The sequence below is a fragment of the Pseudomonas sp. ML2-2023-6 genome, from assembly GCF_037055265.1.
GTDB classification, from domain to species: domain Bacteria; phylum Pseudomonadota; class Gammaproteobacteria; order Pseudomonadales; family Pseudomonadaceae; genus Aquipseudomonas; species Aquipseudomonas kulmbachensis.
The window spans coordinates 3,011,039-3,033,618 of sequence record NZ_CP146347.1; the positions used below are offsets into that span (position 1 = coordinate 3,011,039).

Annotated in this window: 19 protein-coding genes; 8 read left to right on the forward strand and 11 right to left on the reverse strand. The window is 60.6% G+C overall.

Annotated elements, in window-relative coordinates:
• Positions 1-54 precede the first annotated feature (54 nt).
• Complete coding sequence (locus tag V6L79_RS13860; protein ID WP_261742038.1) at positions 55-1,791, reverse strand: IlvD/Edd family dehydratase; 1,737 nt, start codon at positions 1,789-1,791, stop codon at positions 55-57.
• A gap of 189 nt (positions 1,792-1,980) precedes the next feature.
• Between V6L79_RS13860 and V6L79_RS13865 the strand changes: the two genes are divergently transcribed.
• The 6 genes from V6L79_RS13865 (at position 1,981) to V6L79_RS13890 (ending at position 7,817) form a co-directional block, all read left to right on the forward strand.
• Positions 1,981-3,303 carry an MFS transporter gene (locus V6L79_RS13865; protein WP_261742039.1) on the forward strand — a complete coding sequence of 441 codons (1,323 nt, stop codon included), beginning with the start codon at positions 1,981-1,983 and terminating at the stop codon, positions 3,301-3,303.
• Positions 3,304-3,314: 11 nt separating this feature from the next.
• The gene (gene araD1 / locus V6L79_RS13870) at positions 3,315-4,307 is read left to right on the forward strand and encodes an AraD1 family protein (RefSeq protein ID WP_338578981.1); all 993 of its coding nucleotides are present in this window, start codon (positions 3,315-3,317) and stop codon (positions 4,305-4,307) included.
• Positions 4,308-4,380: 73 nt separating this feature from the next.
• Positions 4,381-5,904 carry an aldehyde dehydrogenase (NADP(+)) gene (locus tag V6L79_RS13875; protein WP_395247871.1) on the forward strand — a complete coding sequence of 508 codons (1,524 nt, stop codon included), beginning with the start codon at positions 4,381-4,383 and terminating at the stop codon, positions 5,902-5,904.
• A 135-nt stretch (positions 5,905-6,039) separates the two neighbouring features.
• A complete protein-coding gene (locus V6L79_RS13880) occupies positions 6,040-6,339 on the forward strand; it encodes a DUF5629 family protein (RefSeq protein ID WP_261742042.1) in 300 nt (99 codons plus the stop codon).
• Entirely contained in the window at positions 6,329-7,501 is a 1,173-nt protein-coding gene (locus tag V6L79_RS13885; RefSeq protein WP_338578983.1) for a lactonase family protein, read from the forward strand. The genes V6L79_RS13880 and V6L79_RS13885 overlap by 11 nt, the downstream gene beginning before the upstream one ends.
• 142 nt (positions 7,502-7,643) lie before the next feature.
• Positions 7,644-7,817 (forward strand): hypothetical protein, encoded by a 174-nt coding sequence (locus tag V6L79_RS13890; protein WP_321837740.1) that lies wholly within the window; start codon positions 7,644-7,646, stop codon positions 7,815-7,817.
• A gap of 178 nt (positions 7,818-7,995) precedes the next feature.
• Here the strand turns inward: V6L79_RS13890 and V6L79_RS13895 are convergent, their stop codons facing one another.
• Positions 7,996-8,745: an anti-sigma factor gene (locus V6L79_RS13895; RefSeq protein WP_321837741.1), complete on the reverse strand. Its 750-nt coding sequence runs from the start codon at positions 8,743-8,745 to the stop codon at positions 7,996-7,998.
• Entirely contained in the window at positions 8,742-9,248 is a 507-nt protein-coding gene (locus V6L79_RS13900; protein ID WP_261742046.1) for an RNA polymerase sigma factor, read from the reverse strand. The genes V6L79_RS13895 and V6L79_RS13900 overlap by 4 nt, the downstream gene beginning before the upstream one ends.
• Positions 9,249-9,419: 171 nt before the next feature.
• On the opposite strand from V6L79_RS13900, the gene V6L79_RS13905 reads away from it, so the two are divergent.
• A complete protein-coding gene (locus tag V6L79_RS13905; RefSeq protein WP_338578984.1) occupies positions 9,420-10,502 on the forward strand; it encodes a catalase family peroxidase in 1,083 nt (360 codons plus the stop codon).
• The gene (locus tag V6L79_RS13910; RefSeq protein WP_338578985.1) at positions 10,499-11,038 is read left to right on the forward strand and encodes a cytochrome b; all 540 of its coding nucleotides are present in this window, start codon (positions 10,499-10,501) and stop codon (positions 11,036-11,038) included. The genes V6L79_RS13905 and V6L79_RS13910 overlap by 4 nt, the downstream gene beginning before the upstream one ends.
• Before the next feature lie 87 nt (positions 11,039-11,125).
• Here V6L79_RS13910 and V6L79_RS13915 read toward each other — a convergent pair whose 3' ends face one another.
• The 8 genes from V6L79_RS13915 to V6L79_RS13950 all read right to left on the reverse strand — a co-directional run bounded on the left by V6L79_RS13915 (position 11,126) and on the right by V6L79_RS13950 (position 22,580).
• The gene (locus V6L79_RS13915) at positions 11,126-11,773 is read right to left on the reverse strand and encodes a glutathione S-transferase (protein WP_338578986.1); all 648 of its coding nucleotides are present in this window, start codon (positions 11,771-11,773) and stop codon (positions 11,126-11,128) included.
• Entirely contained in the window at positions 11,770-15,411 is a 3,642-nt protein-coding gene (locus tag V6L79_RS13920; protein WP_338578987.1) for an SbcC/MukB-like Walker B domain-containing protein, read from the reverse strand. Before V6L79_RS13920 ends, V6L79_RS13915 begins: the two co-directional genes overlap by 4 nt.
• Entirely contained in the window at positions 15,408-16,652 is a 1,245-nt protein-coding gene (locus V6L79_RS13925) for an exonuclease SbcCD subunit D C-terminal domain-containing protein (RefSeq protein ID WP_338578988.1), read from the reverse strand. The genes V6L79_RS13920 and V6L79_RS13925 overlap by 4 nt, the downstream gene beginning before the upstream one ends.
• 65 nt (positions 16,653-16,717) lie before the next feature.
• On the reverse strand, positions 16,718-18,352 hold the full coding sequence (locus V6L79_RS13930) for a BatD family protein (RefSeq protein WP_338578989.1): 1,635 nt from the start codon (positions 18,350-18,352) through the stop codon (positions 16,718-16,720).
• Positions 18,349-20,082 (reverse strand): VWA domain-containing protein, encoded by a 1,734-nt coding sequence (locus V6L79_RS13935; protein WP_338578990.1) that lies wholly within the window; start codon positions 20,080-20,082, stop codon positions 18,349-18,351. The genes V6L79_RS13930 and V6L79_RS13935 overlap by 4 nt, the downstream gene beginning before the upstream one ends.
• On the reverse strand, positions 20,079-21,152 hold the full coding sequence (locus tag V6L79_RS13940; RefSeq protein ID WP_338578991.1) for a VWA domain-containing protein: 1,074 nt from the start codon (positions 21,150-21,152) through the stop codon (positions 20,079-20,081). Before V6L79_RS13940 ends, V6L79_RS13935 begins: the two co-directional genes overlap by 4 nt.
• Positions 21,145-21,639 carry a DUF4381 domain-containing protein gene (locus V6L79_RS13945; protein ID WP_261742055.1) on the reverse strand — a complete coding sequence of 165 codons (495 nt, stop codon included), beginning with the start codon at positions 21,637-21,639 and terminating at the stop codon, positions 21,145-21,147. The genes V6L79_RS13940 and V6L79_RS13945 overlap by 8 nt, the downstream gene beginning before the upstream one ends.
• Positions 21,636-22,580, reverse strand: a complete 945-nt coding sequence (locus V6L79_RS13950) for a DUF58 domain-containing protein (RefSeq protein ID WP_261742056.1) — start codon at positions 22,578-22,580, stop codon at positions 21,636-21,638. The genes V6L79_RS13945 and V6L79_RS13950 overlap by 4 nt, the downstream gene beginning before the upstream one ends.

The window sequence follows — 22,580 nt, forward strand, 5'->3', positions numbered from 1 at the left end:
GTCGTGAAATCAGACGCTATGGTGTGCCAGTTGAATCCGGTACCGCGGCTGCGATCAATGGGAATGACGCGGTACTTCTGATCCCCGGCAACCCACCAGAAAGTCAAAGTCGCAGCCCTGGTCGGCCTGCATCACATGGTCGATATACAGTTGACGATAACCGCCTATCAGCAATTTTTGCGGCGGTTCTATATCGGCCAGGCGCGCTGCCAGTTCTGCATCGCTGATATCCAGATGCAAGCGCCCGCTGGCGCAGTCCAGTTCAATCCAGTCACCTTCCTGTACGGCAGCCAACGGTCCGCCCGCAGCCGCTTCCGGCGCTACGTGCAACACCACGGTGCCGTACGCGGTGCCGCTCATCCGAGCGTCCGAAATACGTACCATATCGGTCACGCCCTGGGCCAGCAGTTTGGCCGGCAGGCCCATGTTGCCAACCTCAGCCATACCCGGATAACCCTTGGGCCCACAGTTTTTCATCACCAGAATTGAATCCGCCGTGACCTCCAGCTCCGGGTCGTTGATCCGCGCTTTGTACATGTCGAAGTTTTCAAACACCACGGCTTGCCCGCGATGTTTCATCAGCGCCGGGGTCGCAGCCGAAGGCTTGAGTACCGCGCCCAATGGCGCCAGGTTGCCGCGCAATACGCAAATACCGCCGTCCGCCACCAAAGGGTTTTCAATGGCGCGGATCACTTCGTCGTCGCCATAAATCGGCGAGTTCTTGACGTTTTCCCATAGGCTTTTGCCGTTGACGGTCAAGGCGTCCGGATGCGGAATCAGGTTGTTTTCGCCTAGGCGGCGCAATACCGCAGGCAGGCCGCCCGCATAGTAGAACTCTTCCATCAGAAAACGTCCCGATGGCTGCAAGTCCACCAGGGTAGGGGTGCCACGGCCGATGCGGGTCCAGTCGTCCAGCTCCAGATCTACACCGATGCGCCCGGCGATGGCTTTCAGGTGAATCACCGCGTTGGTCGAACCACCGATGGCGGCGTTGACCCGGATCGCGTTTTCAAAAGCTTCCTTGGTCAGCACCTTGGACAGGCGCAGGTCTTCGCGCACCATCTCCACGGCCCGCATGCCGGACATGTGGGCCAGTACATAGCGACGCGAATCCACCGCCGGAATCGCCGCGTTATGCGGTAGCGAAGTACCCAGCGCTTCGGCCATGCAGGCCATGGTCGATGCCGTGCCCATGGTGTTGCAGGTGCCTGCGGAGCGCGACATGCCGGCTTCAGCCGAGAGGAATTCGTCGAGGCTGATATTCCCCGCTTTATAGGATTCGTGCATTTGCCAGACGATGGTCCCGGCGCCGATATCCTTGCCCTTGTGCTTGCCGTTAAGCATCGGCCCGCCGGTGACCACGATGGCGGGCACGTCACAGCTGGCCGCGCCCATCAGCAGGGCCGGGGTGGTTTTGTCGCAGCCGGTCAACAGCACCACGCCGTCAATCGGGTTGCCCCGGATCGCTTCTTCCACATCCATGCTCGCCAGGTTGCGGGTGAGCATGGCGGTAGGGCGCAGGTTGGATTCGCCGTTGGAGAACACCGGGAACTCCACTGGCCAGCCGCCAGCCTCGATCACGCCGCGTTTGACGTGTTCAGCGATGGTTCGAAAGTGCGCGTTGCACGGGGTCAGTTCCGACCAGGTATTGCAGATGCCGATGATTGGCTTGCCCTGAAACTGATGGTCGGGGATGCCCTGATTCTTCATCCAGCTGCGGTACATAAAGCCGTTTTTATCCGCGCTGCCAAACCATTGGGCCGAACGCAGTGGAGGGGTTTTATCAGACATGGCGGACATCTCTTATTGTATGACTAATTGGTTTTTATTGATGCAACATAACCCATATATAGTCGCTGGTGAAGAGTTGTTGGGTAAATAGTATTACTATATAGTCGATGCAACTGAGAGCTGATCCTGGCGTTTCACGCCTGAGGCCACTCCAGAGGTGCCATAACAAAAACAATGGGAGACCGTCTCATGAGCCAGGAACTCGGGCTTATTCGTCGCATTACGCTAAAACTCATTCCGTTTCTGATCCTGCTCTATCTGATTGCCTATGTGGACCGCTCTGCGGTGGGCTTTGCCAAGCTGCATATGGGCGCAGACCTGGGCATTGGTGACGCGGCTTACGGCTTGGGCGCGGGGCTGTTCTTTATCGGTTACTTTCTGATGGAGATCCCCAGCAACCTGATGCTTGAGCGCTTCGGCGCCCGACGCTGGTTTGCCCGGATCATGATTACCTGGGGCGCCATCACCATAGGCATGGCGTTCGTACAGGGACCGCACAGCTTCTATGTGATGCGCTTTTTACTCGGTGTGGCCGAAGCAGGGTTCTTTCCAGGGGTTCTGTACTACATCACCCAATGGTTCCCGGTGCGCCATCGCGGCAAGATTCTGGGGCTGTTTATCCTCTCGCAACCTATCGCCATGATGATCACCGGGCCTGTGTCCGGTGGCCTGCTGGGCATGGACGGGGTGCTTGGCCTGCACGGCTGGCAGTGGTTGTTTATCGTGATCGGCCTGCCTGCCATCTTGCTGACCTGGCCGGTGCTGCGTTATCTGCCGGACGGCCCGCAACAGGTCAAGTGGATGAGCCAGGGCGAGAAAGACTGGCTGGTAGGTGAGTTGGAAAAAGACCTGCAAGCCTACGGCCAGACTCGTCACGGCAACCCGCTGCATGCCTTGAAAGACAAGCGCGTGCTGCTGCTGGCGCTGTTTTATCTGCCAGTCACCCTAAGCATTTACGGTCTGGGCCTGTGGCTGCCGACGCTGATCAAGCAGTTTGGCGGCAGCGATCTGACCACCGGGTTTGTGTCTTCGGTGCCGTACATCTTTGGCATCATCGGCCTGTTGATTATCCCGCGCAGTTCCGACCGTCTGAATGACCGCTACGGCCATTTGGCGGCGTTATATGTGGTGGGCGCGATCGGGCTGTTTTTAAGTGCCTGGCTGACGGTGCCAGTGCTGCAACTGGCAGCCTTGTGCCTGGTGGCATTCTCGTTGTTCTCCTGTACCGCCATTTTCTGGACCTTGCCGGGGCGCTTTTTTGCTGGTGCCAGCGCGGCGGCCGGGATTGCCTTGATCAACTCGGTGGGCAACCTGGGCGGTTATATCGGTCCGTTCGTGATCGGCGCGCTCAAGGAGTACACCGGCAACCTGGCTTCGGGCTTGTACTTTTTGTCGGCAGTGATGGTGTTCGGACTGTTCCTGACCTTTGTGGTGTATCGCGTGCTTGAGCGCAAGCATGTGCTCAAACCGAATGAATTCGCGGCCAGTGCTCGCTCGGCCACTCATCTTTAAGGAGACTCAATATGCGTTTGGTACAGTTTGAATTGAACAACGGTGAGCGCCGCGTTGGTCTGGTGGATGGCGTGCTGGTACGTGAAGTACAGGATGCAACCAGTGTGCGGGATCTGGCACTGGCGGCGATTGAAGCGGGCAAGAGCCTGGCCCAGCAAGTCGATTTACAGGGGTTGGGCACCACCCACGACTACCCGGCGCTGTTGGCCGAGTTGCGCATTCTGCCGCCACTGGATCACCCTGACCCGGCGCATATGCTGATCAGCGGCACCGGCCTGACCCATCTGGGTAGCGCTTCGGCGCGGGACAAAATGCATCAACAGGCGGGTGACGAAGCCACCCTGACCGACACCATGCGCATGTTCAAATGGGGCGTGGAGGGCGGCAAACCTGCAACCGGGCAAGCGGGCGTGCAACCGGAATGGTTTTACAAGGGCGATGGCAGCATTGTCGTGCGCCCCGGTGCGGCATTCCCGTTGCCACCGTTTGCCGAGGATGCCGGTGAAGAACCGGAAATCGGTGGCCTGTATGTGATTGGTCATGATGGTAAGCCTTACCGTTTGGGCTTCGCCGTGGGTAATGAGTTTTCCGACCATGTGATGGAGCGCAAAAACTACCTGTACCTGGCCCATTCCAAACTGCGCAGTTGCTCATTCGGCCCGGAACTGCGGGTTGGCGAGTTGCCGCAGCATCTGGCTGGCAGCAGCCGCATCGTGCGCGATGGCAAGGTGCTGTGGGAGAGCGAGTTTCTCAGCGGCGAAGCCAACATGTGCCACAGCCTGGAAAACCTCGAATATCACCACTTCAAATACAGCCAGTTCTTGCGCCCGGGCGATGTGCATATCCACTTTTTTGGCACCGCTACCTTGTCGTTTGCCGACGGCGTTCGCACGCAGCCCGGTGACCATTTTGAAATCAGCCAGACCGAATTCGGCGCGCCATTAATCAACGGTATCGCCCCGGTTGGTGCGGTGTTTGAACCAGGCACCATTGGCACTCTTTAAAGGAAACCTCGGCATGACTCAGATACTCGGTCACAACTATATCGGCGGCCAGCGCAGCGCCGAAGGCAGCATCATCGTCAAGAGTGTCGATGCGACTAGCGGTGAGAACCTGGCTGCGGATTTTTACCAGGCCACTCCCAGCGAAGTCGACCGCGCAGCCAAAGCTGCCGCCAGTGCGTACCCGACCTTTCGCGCCTTGAGCGCCGAGCGCCGCGGCGAATTTCTCGACGCCATCGCCGATGAACTGGATGCGTTGGGCGATGACTTTGTCGCCATTGTGTGCCGCGAAACAGCATTGCCTGCAGGTCGCATTCAGGGCGAGCGCGGACGTACCAGCGCACAGATGCGCCTGTTCGCCAAAGTGCTGCGCCGGGGCGATTTTTATGCGGCACGGATTGATCGGGCGTTGCCGGATCGCACGCCATTGCCTCGCCCTGACTTGCGCCAGTACCGCATTGGTCTGGGGCCGGTGGCGGTATTTGGCGCGAGTAACTTTCCGTTGGCATTTTCAACGGCCGGTGGCGATACCGCCTCGGCACTGGCGGCCGGTTGCCCGGTGGTGTTCAAGGCCCATAGCGGGCATATGGCAACCGCTGAGCTGGTAGCTGATGCATTGCTTCGCGCTGCCGAGCGTACGGGCATGCCCGCTGGTGTATTCAACATGATTTATGGCTCGGGGGTGGGCGAAGCACTGGTCAAGCATCCGGCTATTCAGGCGGTGGGCTTCACCGGTTCGCTGCACGGTGGGCGTGCCCTGTGTGATATGGCCGCGGCGCGGCCACAGCCGATTCCGGTGTTTGCCGAGATGTCGAGCATCAACCCGGTGATTATCCTGCCCCAGGCGCTGGCCGTGCGCAGTGCCAACATTGCCCGTGAACTGGCCGCTTCGGTGGTGCAAGGCTGCGGGCAGTTCTGTACCAATCCGGGGTTGGTGGTCGGTATACGTTCGGCAGCTTTCAGCGCATTTATTCAACAACTGGCCGCGCAAATCAGCGAGCAACCGGCACAGACCATGCTCAACGCCGGGACTCTGCGCAGCTATGGCAAAGGTTTGAACGCATTGCTCAAGCATGAGCGCATTGCGCATGTGGCGGGTCAGGCGCAGCTGGGCAATCAGGCCCAACCGCAGCTGTTCAAGGCGGATGTCAGCCTGCTGCTGGAAGGGGATGAGGTGTTGCAGGAAGAGGTCTTCGGGCCGACGACGGTGGTGATTGAGGTGGCGGACCAAGCCCAGCTCAATGCCGCGCTCAACGGTTTGCGTGGTCAACTTACTGCCACCCTGATCGGTGAAGAGGCGGACTTCGCACAGTTCAGTGAGTTGACCGGGCTGCTGGAGCAGAAAGTCGGGCGCATTTTGCTGAATGGTTATCCGACGGGCGTCGAGGTTTGTGATTCGATGGTGCATGGCGGCCCGTATCCGGCCACCTCCGATGCCCGTGGCACCTCGGTGGGCACCTTGGCGATTGACCGTTTTCTGCGCCCGGTGTGCTTGCAGAACTACCCCGACAGCCTGCTGCCCGAGGCCTTGAAAAACGCCAACCCGCTAGGGATTCAGCGCTTGGTGGATGGCCAGTTTACTGACCGTGCGCTTGGCTGAAAAGGCCGGTATTGATCAGTCAATAAACTAAACGCAGGGCAGAGCGCACCCATCACCGTGCAATCACTTGTCACGGTTATGGGTTGCATCGCTTATTTGACCTATCATTACGCCTTTCCTACAGGTGATTGATGAATGAGCGATTCAAACCAGACCTTGCGCGCAGCCCTTGAAACCAGCGATATGCTGGTCATTGACGGGCTGCATGCCTGGGACTTTTCTCTGGATGATGTGCAATTGCTCATCAAGTGCATGGACGGTCGTGCCGAAAAACGCTGGAAGTTCACCCTTGAGCAGATCGACGCCAGCGTTTTTGACGACACCCTGCAAAGCTGGACACTCGTTGGCGATTCCGGTGAACACCGTCTGGTTTGCCTCAGCGCCTTGAGTGCAAATAATGATGACGATGAAGCCGAGGTTGCTGATGAAGTTTAAGAGTCTGCCAGTGCTGATGGCGCTGAGCGTAGGCGCGATGTCGGCTCAGGCCGCGTCGAGCCAGGAAGTCGAGTTGCTGGTTGGCTCCTATACTCAGGGCTCCAGCGAGGGTATTTACCGACTGCAATTTGACAGCGAAAAAGGGCGTATCACGCCTGAGCCGCTGCAAGTGTTCAAAGCGGCCAACCCTTCCTGGCTGACCTTGTCCGATGATCAACAGCGTCTGTTTGTAGTCAATGAAAACGGTCAGGGCCAGGCCGATGTTGTCGGCCGTGCCAGCAGTCTGGCTATCGACCCCCAGACCAACGAGCTGATCCTGGTCAATCAGGTCAGCACCCTGGGTGAAGAGCCGACCCATTCCAGCTTGAGCCATGACCAGCGTTACCTGTTTGTCGCCAACTACGGCGTGCACGCCGACCCGGGCGGTAGCCTGGCGGTGTTGCCGATCAATGCCCAGGGCCAACTGCAACCCGTGACGCAGATGAGCAGTCATCCGGCAAGCCGGGTCAACCCCGAGCGGCAGATGTCTGCCCATGTGCATTCGGTGGTGTCCTCGCCCGACGGCAAGTTTGTTTACGCCAGTGATCTGGGGGCAGACAAGATTTTTGTTTATCGCTATGACCCGGCCGCCAATCCCGAGCATCCGCTGGTAGCCGCAGCCCCGGCGTTTATTGAATTGCCGGCAGGCAGCGGGCCGCGTCATCTGCTGTTTTCCAAAGACGGCAAGCACGCCTACCTGACCACAGAAATGAGTGCGCAGGTGTTTGTGTTCGACTATGCCAATGGTCAACTCAAGCAGCGTCAGGCGCTGGACCTGGCCCACGGCATGCCCGCGCAAAATCGTGCGGCCGGTGCCGTGCATGCTTCGTCAGACGGCAAGTTTTTGTACGTCAGCAACCGTGGCAAGGCCAATGAAATCCTGGTGTTTGCGATTAACCCGGGCAATGGCCAGTTGACTGAGATCCAGCGCCGCTCGGTGGAAGGCGACCACCCGCGAGAGTTTGCCTTGAGCCCCAATGGCAAGTTCCTGTTGATCGCCAACCAGATGAGCAATGCCATCGTGGTGCTGGAGCGCGACGTCAAAACCGGCAAGCTGGGCAAGACCGTGCAAACCCTGGCAATGGATGCACCGTCTGACCTGAAGTTTATCAACCGCCCTTAATTCAAGGGCGTGCAGCCCTGTATCAATCGTACTGATAGACGCTAGTGCTGCAATGAATTTCTACGCGACAACCCTTGGCGTTAAGTTGGTTTCACGGCCTGAAAAGGCAAGCAAGCCAACTGAATCGTCGAGGGTTAGTGCCATGAACTTGAATCTTTTTTCCGTTATTGCGGCTTCCGCCATCTCCGCCACCGTGGCCCTGCCTGCCAGCGCTACGACCGTGGTCAGCGACAAAAAGTCTTCGGCCTATACCCAAAAATATCTGCAACAAAGCGCCAACTTCTATGCTGCGCTGGATCACAAAACCCACTCCTGAAAAATACGAAAGCCTCGTAGCAGCTGCCGAAGGAACGAGGCTGCGTTCGGCGGCGAAGCCGTCGTAAAACCTGAGCTTGCGGTATCCCAGCTAAACCGAGGGCTCAGGTTTTACAATCGCTTCGCAATCGGACGCAGCCTCGTTCCTTCGGCAGCTGCTACGGGTTTTGTGTGTTTCTTTACAGCCCCACCGTATCCAGCAACTTTGCTGTCGGCGCGTCAGCCGGGCCGACCATCGCGTAGTTGTAGCCGGGGCCAGACCAGTATTGGGTCTGTAATTCCCCATCCCGTCGATTGCCCCTTGGCAGCAAACTGTTTTGTGGGCCAGGCGGGCGGATATAGAAGCTGATCTGCCGCCCTTGCTGATCTTCGTACAACACCATCGCGGCGCCGCCCTGGTCGGTGGTAAGCAGGCGACAACTGACGGGTTTAAAACCCGCGCCAGTCAGATCCGGCAAGCGTTCAGCGTGACTAAAATAGCGGTCAATCCAACCCTGCATATCACTGCTTTGCTGGACCTTATAGTCGGCCGGCAGAAATCCCTGTTCAGCAAACATGCGATGGGCGGCGAGGGCGTCACTCATGGGCAGCACATTGCTGGCCTGGGTCAAAAGCCTGGCCTGCCAGCCACCCAAGCCACCAATGCCCACTGCAATCAGCAGCACCGCCGCACTGGCCCATTGGCGCCGGGCTTGGCGGTGCTGGCGCTGGCGAATGGCGACCGGATCGAGGTTCGGGTTGGCAGGTTGCAGCAAGCTTTGATGCAGTGCGGTGCGCAAGGCTTGAGCGTCGCGTTGCCAGGCCTGTACCTGCGCGGCGATGTGCGGGTTGGCCAGCAAGTAGTGCTCAACCTGCTGGCGTTCTGCATCGCTGAGCGCGTGGTCGACGTAAGCGTGCAGATCGCGCTCACTGGGTGGTGTGGTGATCATTTGAGTCTCCGCAGGGCCGGGCGGTTGATTTCGCCCTCACTGAGTTGGCGCAAGGCGTTGCGCGCCCTGGACAGGCGCGACATGACGGTGCCAATGGGTACGTCGAGTATTTCGGCGACTTCCTTGTAGCTCAAACCTTCGACCGATACCCACAGCAGTAAGGCGCGTTGCTCGGGGTTCAGTTGTTCGAAAGCTTCGAGGGTTGATTGGGCAAGCACGGTGCGTTCGGTTGACGGCTGGGTGTCATCACGGCCGGTAAAAAATTCGAGCATGCGCGCATAACGTCGGGAACGCCGATGGTTGTCGACAAACTGGCGATACAGGATGGTGAACAGCCAGGCCCGCAAATCGCCTTCGGGGCGCTTGCCGGCAACACTGCCCAGCGCCCGTTCCAGACAGGTTTGCACCAGGTCGTCGGCATTGCTGGCATGACGGGTCAACGACAATGCAAATCGTCGCAGGCGCGGGATGAGTTCGCGCAGTTGCTCATCAAATGAGGTCATGGAGGGGCCAATTGACTGGGTGGGTGCCATAAAGACGCCCGGGATCAGACGTTATTCCCCGTGGCTTGAAAAAAACAGTCAAAAAAATAAAACGTCGTCTGCGGGAATAAGCCTCGGTGGCCTGCGTCTCATAGGCTATCTACCTGACGGCCCGTGGCCCCGGAGTTATTTATGGTTGATCAATTGCCGCCTGCAAGGCCCGCCAAAACGCCGTTGAGTCCTGCCAGTGTGATGCTGCGTCTGGCAGGCATTGGCGGCGTAGTGGCCGTTATCCTCGGCGGGTTTTATTACGTCAACGGCACTCTGGACTCGCAGCGCCTGCGGCCCAAAAGCTTTATCAATGCACTGGAGCACAACAACGGCGTACACCCCGGCTACAGGCGCAATCATGCCAAGGGCATGTGCGTCGTGGGTTATTTTCAGGGCAGCGGTGATGCCCATGCGTTGTCTACGGCCCAGGTGTTCGGTGCTGGGCGTACTCCGGTGGTGGGGCGTTTTGCCTTGCCCAGCGGCAACCCGTATGCCCCCGACAGTAGTGTGCCGATCCGCAGTTTTGCGCTGCGCTTCACCCAAGCCAATGGTCAGCAATGGCGAACGGGGATGAACAGCATGCCGGTGTTCCCGGTCGGTACGCCCGAGGCGTTCTATCAGATGCTGCAAGCCGGTGCGCCAGATCCGGCCACGGGCAAGCCCGCGCCCGGTGCGATGCCGATTTTTTTTGCGGCGCATCCCGAAACAGCGGCGTTTTTGCAGTGGGTCAAAACCGCGAAACCTTCGGCCAGCTATGCCACCGAAAGCTATAACGGGATCAATGCGTTCTATCTGGTCAACGCTGCCGGGCAGCGTCAGGCCGTGCGCTGGGGGGTGATCCCGCTAGGGCAGGACGCAGCAGGCGCTACGGCGCCAAACGATGCCGATTATCTTGAACAGGACCTGGCCAAGCGCCTGGCTGCCGGGCCCTTGAAATGGCAGCTCAACCTGACCCTGGCCGAAGCGGGCGACCCCACGGCGGATGCCAGCAAAACCTGGCCTGCAGGGCGCAAAGTGGTGAATGCAGGCACGCTGGTGCTGGAAAAAGCCGAAGCGCAGAACACCGGTGAGTGCCGCGATATCAACTACGATCCGCTGATTTTGCCCAGTGGCATCGAAGGCTCGGATGACCCCTTGCTGGCGGCACGTTCGGCGGCCTATGCCAGTTCCTATGTGCGACGTACCAGTGAAGTTGATCAACTGCCCCAGGAGTCCCGTCCATGAGCGCACCCACCTCGCATTTCGCCCCTTTGGCGCGCCTGCTGCACTGGCTGATGGCACTGATGATTATTGCCATGCTGTTTATTGGCGCGGGTATGGCGGCTTCGGTGTCCGAGCGCCATGAATGGCTGCTCAATCTGCACAAGCCGTTGGGCATCGCCATTTTGCTGTTGGTGGTGGTGCGTCTGTTTGTGCGCTTTGCCACCCGGCAACCGCCGTTGCCAGCTGACTTGCCCGCGGTTCAGGCGCTGGCGGCCAAGCTGTCTCATGTGTTGCTGTATGTCTTGATGTTTGTGTTGCCGCTGGTGGGGTGGGCGATGATATCGGCAGCGGGCGATCCGGTGATGTTGAGCAGTTCATTGCAGTTGCCGGCCATATTGCCGGCCAACCCGAGCACCTTTGCCGTCTTGCGCAAGGCACATACGTTCTTGGCGTATTTGCTGTTTTTTACCGTACTGGTGCACTTGGCGGCGGCGCTGTTCCATGGTTGGGTGCGTCGGGATGGGGTACTGGAGAGCATGCTCAAAGGCAAGGATTAAGCGTGAAGTCCTGTATTCGCAGCCTCGTACCTCGTCAGCGGCTACAGAGATACTTCAAGCGTGGGAGCGAGCCTGCTCGCGAAGTGATCATTCGCGAGCAGGCTCGCTCCCACAGGGGGCTTGACCTGGAACTGAGTATCTACAGGTGGTGTTTTTAGCCATCACTGAGGTAAACAACTCTGAAGCTAAAAACCGTTCCAGCCAGGCATTCAAGTGCGGAAAGGGTGCCTGCGCAAACCATTCGCGATCCACATGGGCGAACTGGCGCACAAAAGGTGCCAGGGCCACATCCGCCAAGCTCAATGCGGGCCCGGCCAGGTATGGGGTGTGCGTCAACACGTCTTCGAGCCGCTGCAAAAACTCGGCACCCTGCGCCCGGTAATATTCCATTGGATATTCCGGGTAGCGGATGGCGTATTTGTAGCGGTCCAGCAGCACCTTGAACCTGCGGTCATTGTCTTCGATCAGGTGCGCGCCACTCGCCTGCAACCAGTTGTCCGGGTCATGCTGGGCCAGCGCCCAGTGCATGATGTCCAGGCTTTGCTCTATCACTCGGCCATCGGCACACACCAGTACCGGCACCGTACCCTTGGGCGAGGCCGCGAGCATTTCGGCCGGTTTGGCTTTAAGGCTGACCTCGACAATCGACAGCGGCACGCCGCTGTAGCGCAAGGCCATGCGCGCACGCATGGCGTAGGGGCAGCGGCGGAAGGAATACAGCAGGTGTTCGCTCATTTCACCTCCACGGTACTCAAACCGTTGCCTTGGCGTCGTACCTGGATCTGTACGGGGATGCGTTCGTGCATTTCCTGAACGTGGGAGATCACCCCCACCTTGCGCCCCTGGGCTTGTAAACCGTCCAATGCGTCCATCGCCAGTTGCAGCGATTCGGGATCGAGGCTGCCAAAGCCTTCGTCGATAAACAACGATTCGATTTTCAGGGTGCTGGAGGCCATCGAGGCCAAACCCAGGGCCAGGGCCAGCGATACCAGGAAGGTTTCACCGCCGGATAACGAATGCACCGAGCGCAGTTCGTCGCCCATTTCGGTGTCCATCACCAGCAGGCCGAGCATGCTACCGCCGCGCTTGAGGCGATAACGGCGCACCAGTTGGCGCAGTTGCGCGTTGGCGTGATGCACCAGCAGGTCGAGATTGTAGGCCTGGGCGATTTTGCGGAACTTGTCCCCCGTCCCCGAACCGATCAGTTCGCTGAGTCGCGCCCAGCGCTGCCATTCTTCATAGGCTTGGGCGATGCGCTGGGCCAAGGCCTGATTGGCCTGCTGACGACGTTGGTCTTCACTTTGCTGAGCGCGCAATTCGGCGCATTGCTGTTCGCTGGCCGCCAGTTGTGCGTGCAGTTCATCAAGTGCGCGGCTGAGTGCCTCGGCATCCAGATTGCCATTGGCTTGCGCCTGATGTTGGGCCAGACGCTGCTCGCGTTCTTGCAGGAGCACGCGGGTTTGTTCGACGGCTTTTTCGCTGTTTTGCAGTTGCTGGCGCAGTTCGCGCACCTGTGCGTCGTCATACCCGAGTAACTGCTGCAAGCGACGGTCATCCAGTTCGCCATGTTGCGCACGCCACTGTGCGAGCAGGGCGCTGAGGTTGCCGTGTTCCTGTTGCAAGGCCTGCTGGCGTTCCTGTTCGGACTTGAGTTCGGCTGCGAGCTGCAGCAACTGGTTAGCGGTGGCCTGCACGGTTTGCTCGGCCAGGGTCTGGGCGCTGCGGGTCTGTTCGACGGCCTGCTCCAGCGTTTGCTGCCACTGTTCGGCGCTGCTGTAGTCGCCCAACAACTGCTTGAGGCTATGCTGGCTTGCCTGTTGCTGCTCGCTCAGTTCACTGACACTGTGCTGCAGGCTGTGCAGTTCCTTGCTGCGACTGGCTTGCTGATACTGCTCACGCTCGATGCTGCTCGCCCGTTCCGCCTGTTCGGCTTGTTCGTCGCGCTGCTGATCGAGTTGCGCCACACGATCAGCCACTTGCTGGTCGAGGGCCATAAAACAGGTGGCGGCGTTATCGCGCAATGCGTCGAGAATTGCTGGCGTCAGTACGCTGGCAAACTCGTTAAGTTCATCCTCGAGGCGCTGGCTGTCGGCATTCAGGTGCAATTGCTGTTCTGCCAGTTGCTGGGTCGCGAGCTGGCTGGCTTCGGTACAGCGCTGCACTTGCTGTTGCAGGTGGGCAGCTTCTTTTTGCAGGGCGAGTAACACGTTTTGGCGCTGTTCGTCCTGGGTGATGCTGTGCTGCAACTGATTCAGGCGCAGGGTCAGCCAGGGTTCACGCTTGGCCGGGTCCTGGGCCAGCCATTGCTCATGCAGCGGATGCGCTTGAAGGCTCGGGGCAAGGGCCTGCTGCTCTTGATGGATTCGTTCTTGCTGAAGCAGAAATTCTTTCTGCTGGGCGATCAGACCGCCGACCTTTTCGCGCAGTTGGGCGAGGGTTTCCTTGAGCCCGTCGACCACTGCCCGGGCGCTGGCTTCTTCCTCTTCATCGTGGCGGGTCAGGCTTTGCAGCAAGGCTTCGGGCTGATGATACGGATGCTCGGCGCTGCCACACACCGGGCAGGGCTGGTCATCCTGCAACTGCCCGCGCAGTTCTTCGACGCTGGCGCTGCGGGCCAGGCGCTGGCGTTCCAGCAATTGGCGGGTGACCTGCAAGGTTTGCTCGGCCACTTCAAGGTCGGCCTTGGTCTGTATGCCTTGCTGGCTCAGGCGGTCGCGTTCCTGTTGCACGCTGTGTTGCTTGAGTTGCAGCTCTTGCAGGCGGCTATCGAGCACCTGCTGGCTGCTGCACAAGCGCTGCAAGTCTTCGAAGGCGCGCTGTTGCAGGCGGTTGTCCTTAAGCAGGCTGCCCAGGGTGTGGATTTGTTCGTTGACCGCATGGGGCTCGGCCCCGGCTTCCTGGAACAGGATTTCAAGGCTGTTGCGCAGCTCGCTCAGTTGTTGCGTGGCCTGCTGGGCTCGCTGCTCAAGGCCGGGTAATTCCTTGCGCCCGGTGCTGAGATTATTGCTCAGGCGCACCAACTGCTGCAGCCTTGGGCGATAGGCGTCCCAGGCGCTGGCCAGTGGCGCCAGTTGGTTGCTGTGCTCGAGTTGGGAGGCAATCTGCGCCAGGCGTTCGGTGCCTTGTTGCTGACGCTCGAGCAGGGTGTTGAGTGCCTGCTGCCCTTGACTGCAAGCCAGCTCGGCCTGCTGTTGCAGAGATTGCTGGGTGTGCAGGGCCTGGGTCAGGCGATTGAGGTTGGCCTGTTCCAGATGCGCCTGTTGGACCCGTGGCGCGCATTCGCGTTGGTGGGTTTGCGCCTGGGTTGCCGCCAGTTGCGCGCTTTGCAGTTCTGCTTCAAGTCGGGTCTGAGCCTGGCCCAGCTCGGTTTGCTGCTGCAGATGGGCACGAATTTGCTCGGTCAACGGGCTTAGCTGAGCATTCAGTTCGGCCAATCGGGCAAATTGATGACGTTGTGGCGCCAGTTGCTCCAGCAGATGCAGGGTCTGGCGCTGTTCGGTCTGGCTGTCCCACAGGGTTTGGGCCTGTTGCAGTTGTTCTGCAGCGCTGTGGCGTTGCTCTTGCAGGTCGCTCAGGGTTTTGAGCCAGGTGTGTTGCAGTTCAAGTTGCTTGAGCTGGCCTTGCTGGTCTTTTAGCTGCTGCTGCGCCTCGTTGAAGCGCTGGTCCAGTTCGACGCGGGCTTGCGGCTCAAGGGGGGTGACGCCGACGGCCTGGTCCTGCAGTTGCTTGTGCGCGTCCTTGGCTTCTTTGGCCTTGTCGAATGCACGCTTGCCCAGGCGGGTGTAAAGCGCGGTATCGGTGAGTTTTTCCAGCAGCTCGCTGCGCTCGTTGTCATCGGCCTTGAGAAAGGCGCTGAACTCGCTTTGGGCCAGCATCACGGCGCGGGTGAATTGCTCGAAGTTGAGCCCCAGTCGTGCTTCCAACTGGACTTTGTAATCGCCTTTCTGACTGGCCAGCAGTTGGTCGCTGTCCAGATCGCGCAGGCTCTGGCGACTGGCTTGCAGCTTGCCGGTGGCCTTTTCGCGGGCGCGGTTGGCTTCCCAGCGGGCGCGGTAACGGCGCCCGTCAATGCCGACAAAATCGACTTCGGCATAGCCGTCGCCAGTACCACGGCGCAGCAGAGTGCGCGGGTCGCCGGTGGCGATTTCGCCGTCGGCATCCGGCACCTTGGCATCGCGCCCGGTATTGTTCAGCCGTGGCACAGCACCAAACAGCGCCAGGCACAGAGCATCGAGCAGAGTGCTTTTACCGGCGCCGGTGGGCCCGGTGATGGCAAACAACCCGGCACTGGCCAGCGGCTCGGCGGTGAAGTCCAGCTCAAAGGGCCCGGCCAGCGAGGCGAGGTTTTTCAGGCGAATGGCGAGGATTTTCATGGTTGTTCACCTTCCAACTGAACTTCTTGCAGCAACACGGCAAAGTCCTTGAGAGTCTGTTCATCGGCTTCACTGCCGTAGTTTTCTTGCCAGGCGCGGCTGAACAGTTCCTGGGGCGTCAGTTGGTCGAGTTCGATCAGGCGCGTGGCGTCGTCATCGCCGTTGCGGCCGCCGCTACCGGCATATTCGGCAGCAATGCGGACCAGGCGCACGGACTTGCCTTGCAGCGCAGTTTCGATCTGCTGGCGCAGATCGGGCTGTGGTTCGTCGAGTTTTACCCGCACTTCGAGCCAGGGCTGGCGCTGGATATCGGCCAGCAAATCGATATCCGGCAGCTCAGCAAGCTGCGCGAGGATTTCAGCCAGGGGTAACGGGCCGATGCGTTGCAGGTTCACTGCTCGCGGGATCAGGCGCGTTTCAACGCTGACCAGGGTTTCGCCTTTGAGTGTGACGTCGAGGATCTGGTGCTGATAGCCGATCTCCGAGAAGGACAACGGGATTGGCGAGCCGCAGTAGCGGATCCGCTCTTCGTTATTGACCCGTTGCGGTTTGTGCAAATGGCCGAGGGCGACATAGCTGATGCTGGGGCCAAACAGGCTGGCGGGCAGGGCCTCGGCATTGCCGATGATCAGGCTGCGTTCGGAATCTTCCGAGATCGAGCCGCCAGCCATATGGGCGTGGCTGATGGCGATCAGGGCCTGGCCCGGCTTGCGTTTGGTGTTGGCCGCTTCGATCAGCCATTCATGGACCTGACCGATACCACGCAAATAGTCATCGCCAAGATGCGCGCCGGTGACTTCGGCGGGCCTAAGGAAGGGCAGCGCCAGGCACCAGGCGGCGATTTCGCCACTGGCATCGGGCAAGGGAATCAGCAGGCGTTCGGCGTCGAGCTGGCCGTCGTCGAGCCACAGCACCCGGCCCAATGCATGGGTGCGCAAACGGCGCATCAAGGGCGCGGGCAGTTCGATACGCGAGCCGGAGTCGTGGTTGCCGGCAATCATCACGATGGTCAGTTTTGGCTGTTGCTCATGGGCGCTGACGATAAAGTCGTAGAGCCGTTCCTGGGCTTTGACGGGTGGGTTGACGGTGTCGAAGATATCACCGGCAATCAGCAGCACGTCAGGTTGCTCGCTGGCCAACTGGGCCAATAACCATGTCAAAAAGCAGGCGTGTTCGAAGTCGCGTTCCTGGCCATGGAGGTTTTGCCCCAGGTGCCAGTCGGAAGTGTGAAACAAGCGCATAACAGAATCCGTTTTCAAAGGGGCTGGCAACCCGCTCGCTCAAGCGGGCACGGGTTGCCGTGAAATTATTTAGGGTAGAGCGGTGGCAGGCTGCTCGGTTCGCTGGCGGTGTCTTGCTCGCGTTCGGCGGCAGGGATGCTGCGAATCGCCTTCCACAGTTCTTCGCCTTGCCAGTATTGGCCGGTTTCGCTGTACAGCGCGCCGTTGAGGCCATCGAGGGCATCGGACAGCAACACAAAACGCGCGGCCATGTCGGCCAGGGTTTCCGGCTGTTGCCGTGCCCAGGCATCCAGTGCCTGGCGTGTGGCGTGCGGGTCATTGGCCAGGCTGGCGCGTTTCAGGTCGTCAAGCAGGGTGCGCGGGCTGGGTCCGGTTTGCGCTGCGCGCAATATTGCCGGTTGCCAGCGCGCACGCCACCACAGGCCCAGGCTCGCCAGGGTGGTACAGGCCAGGAACAGGGTGCTGAGCTGCCAGATCCACAGCGATGACTCTTCGCTCAATGCCGTCGGCGTACCGCTGGCGGGAGTGTCCACGGCCAAGTTGGGATTGGCCGCAGCCATTAGTGTACGGGCGGGCAGGTAAGTGCGTTCCAGGTGGTCTTCATGGGTGTTCCACCACACCACTTCGACGGCGGGCAGCTCGATTTGTCCGACCCGTGTCGGCACCAGTGCTTCGCGCTCTTCGCGGCTGCCGATCAGGCCGCTTTCGGTGACTTGGTTGCTCAACTGCGGCAGATCGGGATAGCGCCGCAAGCCGTTGACGTCAGTGGCGGGCAGTGGCGGCAACTGGGCGCTGGACAGGCCCTCGGCCTTGAGGGTGAGTGTGCGGGTCAGCGACTCACCGACCAGCGTATGGTCCGGTTCGGGGTTCCAGGTTTCGCTCATGCTCAAGCTGCGCGCAGGCAGCCATGGAGCATTGGGCGGGTAGGATTCAGGCTTGGGCAGGACATTCAGCGCGATTTCGGTCGAGGTCACATGGACCATTTTTCCAGGTTTGGGGCCTAGCGGGGCAGGGGCCGTGGCCTGCTGGCTGTCGACCTGGGTGGCGCTAAAGGTTTGAGCCGGGATCATCAGCTCGCCGCTGTGTTGCGGGTAAATCCCGTAGCGGCGCTCAATCACGCCGTGGCGTATGCCGTTGATCAGTTTTTCGTAGGTGCGCGATTCACCTAGTTGCTCGACGATGGCGTCGTCCAGGTGCAAGGGGGTCAGGTTGCTGTCGTCGTAGAGCGCTACGGAATGGTAGATGCGCAGGGTCAATAACGCTTGGGCCTGCACATAGACGCTGGGCTGGTCGAGGCTGGCTTCAATAAACACCGGGGCCAGCTCATTGTCACTGGCCACGCTTTGGGTCACGTTGAGGTTGATCGGCTGGCTGTGGTAATTGCCGATTTGCAGCGCCGGAATAACCACCGTCCCGGTTTGTTTGGGTTGCAGGGTGATGATCCAGCGGGTGGTGCCCTTGTTGTCATCGCTGATGCTGTTGAGTTGGTTGACCTGGCGCGTGCCGCGGACTTCAAACAGCCCGTCCAGCGGTGTCAGGTCCGGCTTGCCGAACAGCGTGACGTCATCGGATTCCAGGGTCAGCTCCACGGTTTCACCGGAGTTGAGCTGGTCGCGGTCAACGCTGGCGGCCAATCCCAGGGCGTGTGCGGGGAGGGTCCAGCAACACAGCAAAAGAAGCAAAACGCAGAGGCGGTTCATTTAGGCGTGTCCTGATGTAGCTGCTGTTCGTACCAGAATTTGCGTCGCAACAATTCGCTGGGGTTGTCGGGAATCTGTCTGAGCCATTGTTCCAGCGCCTGGCGCTGTTCTTCTTCGGTCTGGTTGGCCGCTGGTGCTGGCGGGCGCGTGGGCGGTTCTTCACCTGGCTCGGCCTCGGCATTCGGGGCTGTTCCCGGTGCGGGCTGCTCGTTAGCAGGCGTCTCGGTGGTGGAGCTGCTGGCCGAGCTGTTGTCTTCATTCTGCGCCGTGGTGCTGGAGGCGCCCTGCGCGCTGGTGCTGAGCGGGGTTTCAGACTCGGCAGGTGCAGGAGGGGGCTCGGGTGTTTGCTCAGCCTGGGCCTGGGCTTGCTGCTGTTCAAGCAACTGTTCGACCAAGGCCTTGTTCAGTGCGGCGGCCTGCAACTCGGGTTGCAGCTCAAGCGCCTGTTCATAGGCATCGATGGCCGCGGCCAGCTCGCCATTCATGGCCAGTGCATTGCCGCGATTATAGTGCGCGCTGGCGTTGTTGACCTCGGCAAAACGCAGCGCGGCACCGGCGTAGTCGCCCGCCTGATAGAGCGCCAGACCTTGCCAGAGCGGGTCGCTGAAGTGCTCGATGGCTTGCAGCGGCTGTTTTTGCTGCAGCAGGCGCATGCCTTGCTGGTCAGGGCGCAGCCACAGATCGGTAAAACTCATGGCATAGCCGGGTTGGGGCGCCAGTATCAACAGCAAGGGCAGGCAGAACAGCCAGCCGCGCCGCCCAGCGCAGGCTACCAGCAGCAACAGTGGCAGCAACAGCCAGTAACCCTGGTCAGCCCAGGTATCCAGATGCAGGGTCTGGCCGTCATCGCGCAGGTGTTGAGGGCCGTCGAGCAGGCCCAGCCCGCGCAGGTCATTGTCATCCAGACGTGCCTGGCGATAGCGCCCGTCCACATCCAGGGCAAATGAGCGCAGGCTTGGGCTGTCGAGGCGCGGCAGGAGGATGGCGCCCTGATCGTCCTTGAGGAACTGCCCGCTTTCGTCAACCACCGGCGCTCCCTCGCGACTGCCAATCCCGAGTATCAGCAACTGCGGGGTGTGGCCATTCAGCGCCTGGCGAATGCCGTTACGCTCCTGTTCGCTGAGCGAAGATGTGATCAGCAGCAAACGACCCTGGCCCAGGGCGCCCTGATCGAGCAGGGCCAGGGCCTTGGTAATCGCCAGGTCTGCGCGATGGCCCGGTTGCGGCATGATTGATGGCTTGAGGGCCTCAAGCAGGTTGCGGCTGGTGGCCAGATCATCGGACAGCGGCACCAGCGTATGGGCGCTACCGGCGTAGACGATCACCGCGGTTTGCGCATCGCTGCGGTTTTGCAGCAGGTCGTAGAGCTTGCGGCGTGCCTGCTCCAGCCGGTTGGGCGAGCTGTCGGTGGCGAGCATCTCGGGGGTCAGCTCAAGCATGACCACCAGCGGGTCGGCGGGTTTTTGTGTGGGCTGCTCAACCCGTTGCCAGCTGGGGCCGAGCAAGGCCAGCACTGCCAGTAGCCAGCCGAGCCCGAGGGCAATCCACGGCAACTTGCTGTTGCGGCCATTGCCGCCGCTGAGCAGTACGCGATGGAAGGCGACCGGCAGGATCATCTGCCAGCGACCTGCGCGCTTTTCCCGGTGCCAGCGCTTCCATAGCAGCCAGCCGAGCAGCGGCAGGACCAGCAGCCATTCGGGACGAAACCAGTGTGGCCAGAGTGCGCTCATCGGCGTCTACGCAGGCGCAGGCGTTTGAGCCGTGCGCGCCAGTCAGGGTGTTGCTGCAAAAAATGCTCCTTGCTCAGCCAGCGTTGCACGGGGTTGTTGGGCCACAGTTCGCGTATCACCAGCAGTACGCTCAGCAGCAGGGCAACGGCCAATGGCCAACTGTAGAGTGCATGCGCCGGGCGCGCCTGGGTCGGCTGCTGGGCCACGGGCTCAAGTTGGTCAAGAGTGTCCTTGATGGCCGAGAGTTCACCGCCATCGCGGGCACGGAAATATTGGCCACCGGTTATTTTGGCGATTTCTTCGAGGGCCGGTTCATCAAGATCGACCCCTGGGTTGATGCTGAACATGCCCTTGCTGCTTTCCTGCGGGTCGGCGCCAATCCCGATCGGATAGATTTTTATGCCTTCATCGCCAGCCAGGCGTGCTGCCGTCAACGGGTCGATCTGGCCGCCGTTGTTGGCGCCGTCGGTGATCAAAATCAGCACCCGGCTCTGTGCCGGGCGTTGGCGCAAGCGCTTGAGCGCCAGGCCAATGGCGTCGCCGATGGCAGTGTTTTTACCGGCAATGCCGATCCGCGCTTCGTTGAGCCAGGTGTGAACGGTGTGGCGGTCGAAAGTCAGTGGCGCTTGCAGGTAAGCCTGGCTACCGAACAGGATCAGCCCGACGCGGTCACCTTCGCGGTTTTCCAGAAAGTCCCCGAGCAGGCTTTTGACCAGGTCGAGGCGGCTGACGTCTTCGCCCTGCCATTGCATATCCGGGTAGTCCATCGAGCCCGATACATCCACCGCCACCAGCAAATCACGGCCACTGGCGGCTATCGGCAGCGGCTCACCCAGCCACTGTGGGCGGGCGGCTGCCGTCAACAGCAGTAGCCATAGCAGCACATAGGGAATTTGCTGGCGCCAGGAGGGCATGCTGGCTCGTGCCTTGCGTTGCACCAGTTGCTCGAGGTCGCCGAGAAAGCTGACCTGCAGCGCCGCTTCGCCGCTGTCGGCAGGCGGCAGCACCAGGCGCATCAGCCAGGGCAGAGGCAGCAGGGCGAAGAGCCACGGCCAGGCAAATTCAAACATGTTTGCGAATCCAGGTTTCCACCGCCTGATTAAGCCCGGCGATGGCTTTGTCATCGAGCTTGCATTCGGGCTTGTAGGCACCTTCAACCAGCACCATCCAGCGGGTCAACCCGGCTGCAGGGCAGCGGTTATCGAGGAAGGCCAGCCACTTGCGGCCATTGAGCGTATGGCTCTGGCTGTACGGGTAGTGGTTGCGGCACAGGCGTTTGAGCAGGCCGTTAAGCTGTTGCAGCCAGGCACCAGCGGGCGCGCCGTCGTAGGGCTTTTGAAAGCGTGCCAGTTCTTCGAGGGCCGCCAGGCGAACCGGGTCCAGTGGCTGCTCGGTGCGACCTGGCTGGCGTTTGGCGGGCAGGTAGCGGCGCAGCCACCACAGCCCCCAACCCAGCGCGGGCAGCACAATCAGCAGCACCCACCAGCCTGGCGCTGGTGGCCACAGGCCAATCGCCGGGGGCGTGATCAGGGGTTGCAGCTGTTCGAGTTCTTTCATGAGGCTTTGCCGGGACGCTTGGCGTTCAGGTATTCGCGCAGTTGTTCGATCATTTCACTTTGGGTGCTCAGCGGCATAAGCAACACCCGCAGTTTTTGCGCCAGCAGTTCCCAGCGGGCGATCCGGGCTTCGGCCTGGGCGCGGTAGGCCTGACGCAAATCATAGTTGAGCGTATCGAGTTCCAGCTGGGCGCCGCGCTCGGCAAAGCGTAACAGCCCGGCAGCGGGGAGGGCGTGGTCCAGCGGGTCGGACAGCGGCAGGAGAATCAGGTCGCAGTGGCGCGACAGCAGACTCAGTTGCTGCTCGGCGGCGTCGGTGAGGGCGCGTTCATCGCAGATCACGATCACCAGGCTGCCGGGGCGCAGTACTTCGCGGGCGCGGATCAGCGCCATGCCCAAGGCATCGCGGTCCGATTGCACCTCGGTGTGCAATGACTGATTGACCCGCACCAGCCGGTTAAGCAACTGCAACAGGCTTTGCTTGCTGCGTCTGGGTTTGATTTCGTAGTGTTCGTGGTCGCCAAACACCAGCCCGCCGACGCGGTCGTTGTGCCCCAGTGCGGCCCAGCCAATCAGGCTGGCGGCCTGGGCGGCAAGCACTGATTTGAACATCAGCCCCGAGCCGAAAAACAGCCGTCGGCTTTGTTCTGCGAGGATGAAAATCGGCCGCTCGCGTTCCTCATGGAACATCTTGGTGTGCGGCTCCTGGGTGCGTGCCGTAACGCGCCAGTCGATGGTGCGTACATCGTCACCGGCCTGATAGACCCGTACCTGGTCGAAGTCGACCCCGCGCCCGCGCAATTTCGAGTGATGCAACCCCACCAGCGGGCTGCGCTGGCTGGGGGAGGAGAACAGTTGCACTTCGCGCACCCGATGGCGCATCTCGATCAGCTCGGCGAGGGTGACGCGGATTCCGGGTTCGGCGGGCAGAGGGTTGTTCAT

Excerpts from the sequence above, each read along its gene's own strand:
- V6L79_RS13865 (WP_261742039.1), top strand. The coding sequence starts at position 1,981 with ATGAGCCAGGAACTCGGGCTTATTCGTCGCATTACGCTAAAACTCATT.
- V6L79_RS13880 (WP_261742042.1), top strand. The coding sequence starts at position 6,040 with ATGAGCGATTCAAACCAGACCTTGCGCGCAGCCCTTGAAACCAGCGAT.
- V6L79_RS13930 (WP_338578989.1), bottom strand. The coding sequence starts at position 18,352 with ATGAACCGCCTCTGCGTTTTGCTTCTTTTGCTGTGTTGCTGGACCCTC.
- V6L79_RS13920 (WP_338578987.1), bottom strand. The coding sequence starts at position 15,411 with ATGAAAATCCTCGCCATTCGCCTGAAAAACCTCGCCTCGCTGGCCGGG.
- V6L79_RS13895 (WP_321837741.1), bottom strand. The coding sequence starts at position 8,745 with ATGATCACCACACCACCCAGTGAGCGCGATCTGCACGCTTACGTCGAC.
- V6L79_RS13915 (WP_338578986.1), bottom strand. The coding sequence starts at position 11,773 with ATGAGCGAACACCTGCTGTATTCCTTCCGCCGCTGCCCCTACGCCATG.
- V6L79_RS13925 (WP_338578988.1), bottom strand. The coding sequence starts at position 16,652 with ATGCGCTTGTTTCACACTTCCGACTGGCACCTGGGGCAAAACCTCCAT.
- V6L79_RS13900 (WP_261742046.1), bottom strand. The coding sequence starts at position 9,248 with ATGACCTCATTTGATGAGCAACTGCGCGAACTCATCCCGCGCCTGCGA.
- V6L79_RS13940 (WP_338578991.1), bottom strand. The coding sequence starts at position 21,152 with ATGTTTGAATTTGCCTGGCCGTGGCTCTTCGCCCTGCTGCCTCTGCCC.
- V6L79_RS13885 (WP_338578983.1), top strand. The coding sequence starts at position 6,329 with ATGAAGTTTAAGAGTCTGCCAGTGCTGATGGCGCTGAGCGTAGGCGCG.
- V6L79_RS13890 (WP_321837740.1), top strand. The coding sequence starts at position 7,644 with ATGAACTTGAATCTTTTTTCCGTTATTGCGGCTTCCGCCATCTCCGCC.
- araD1 (WP_338578981.1), top strand. The coding sequence starts at position 3,315 with ATGCGTTTGGTACAGTTTGAATTGAACAACGGTGAGCGCCGCGTTGGT.
- V6L79_RS13950 (WP_261742056.1), bottom strand. The coding sequence starts at position 22,580 with ATGAACAACCCTCTGCCCGCCGAACCCGGAATCCGCGTCACCCTCGCC.
- V6L79_RS13935 (WP_338578990.1), bottom strand. The coding sequence starts at position 20,082 with ATGAGCGCACTCTGGCCACACTGGTTTCGTCCCGAATGGCTGCTGGTC.
- V6L79_RS13945 (WP_261742055.1), bottom strand. The coding sequence starts at position 21,639 with ATGAAAGAACTCGAACAGCTGCAACCCCTGATCACGCCCCCGGCGATT.
- V6L79_RS13905 (WP_338578984.1), top strand. The coding sequence starts at position 9,420 with ATGGTTGATCAATTGCCGCCTGCAAGGCCCGCCAAAACGCCGTTGAGT.
- V6L79_RS13860 (WP_261742038.1), bottom strand. The coding sequence starts at position 1,791 with ATGTCTGATAAAACCCCTCCACTGCGTTCGGCCCAATGGTTTGGCAGC.
- V6L79_RS13910 (WP_338578985.1), top strand. The coding sequence starts at position 10,499 with ATGAGCGCACCCACCTCGCATTTCGCCCCTTTGGCGCGCCTGCTGCAC.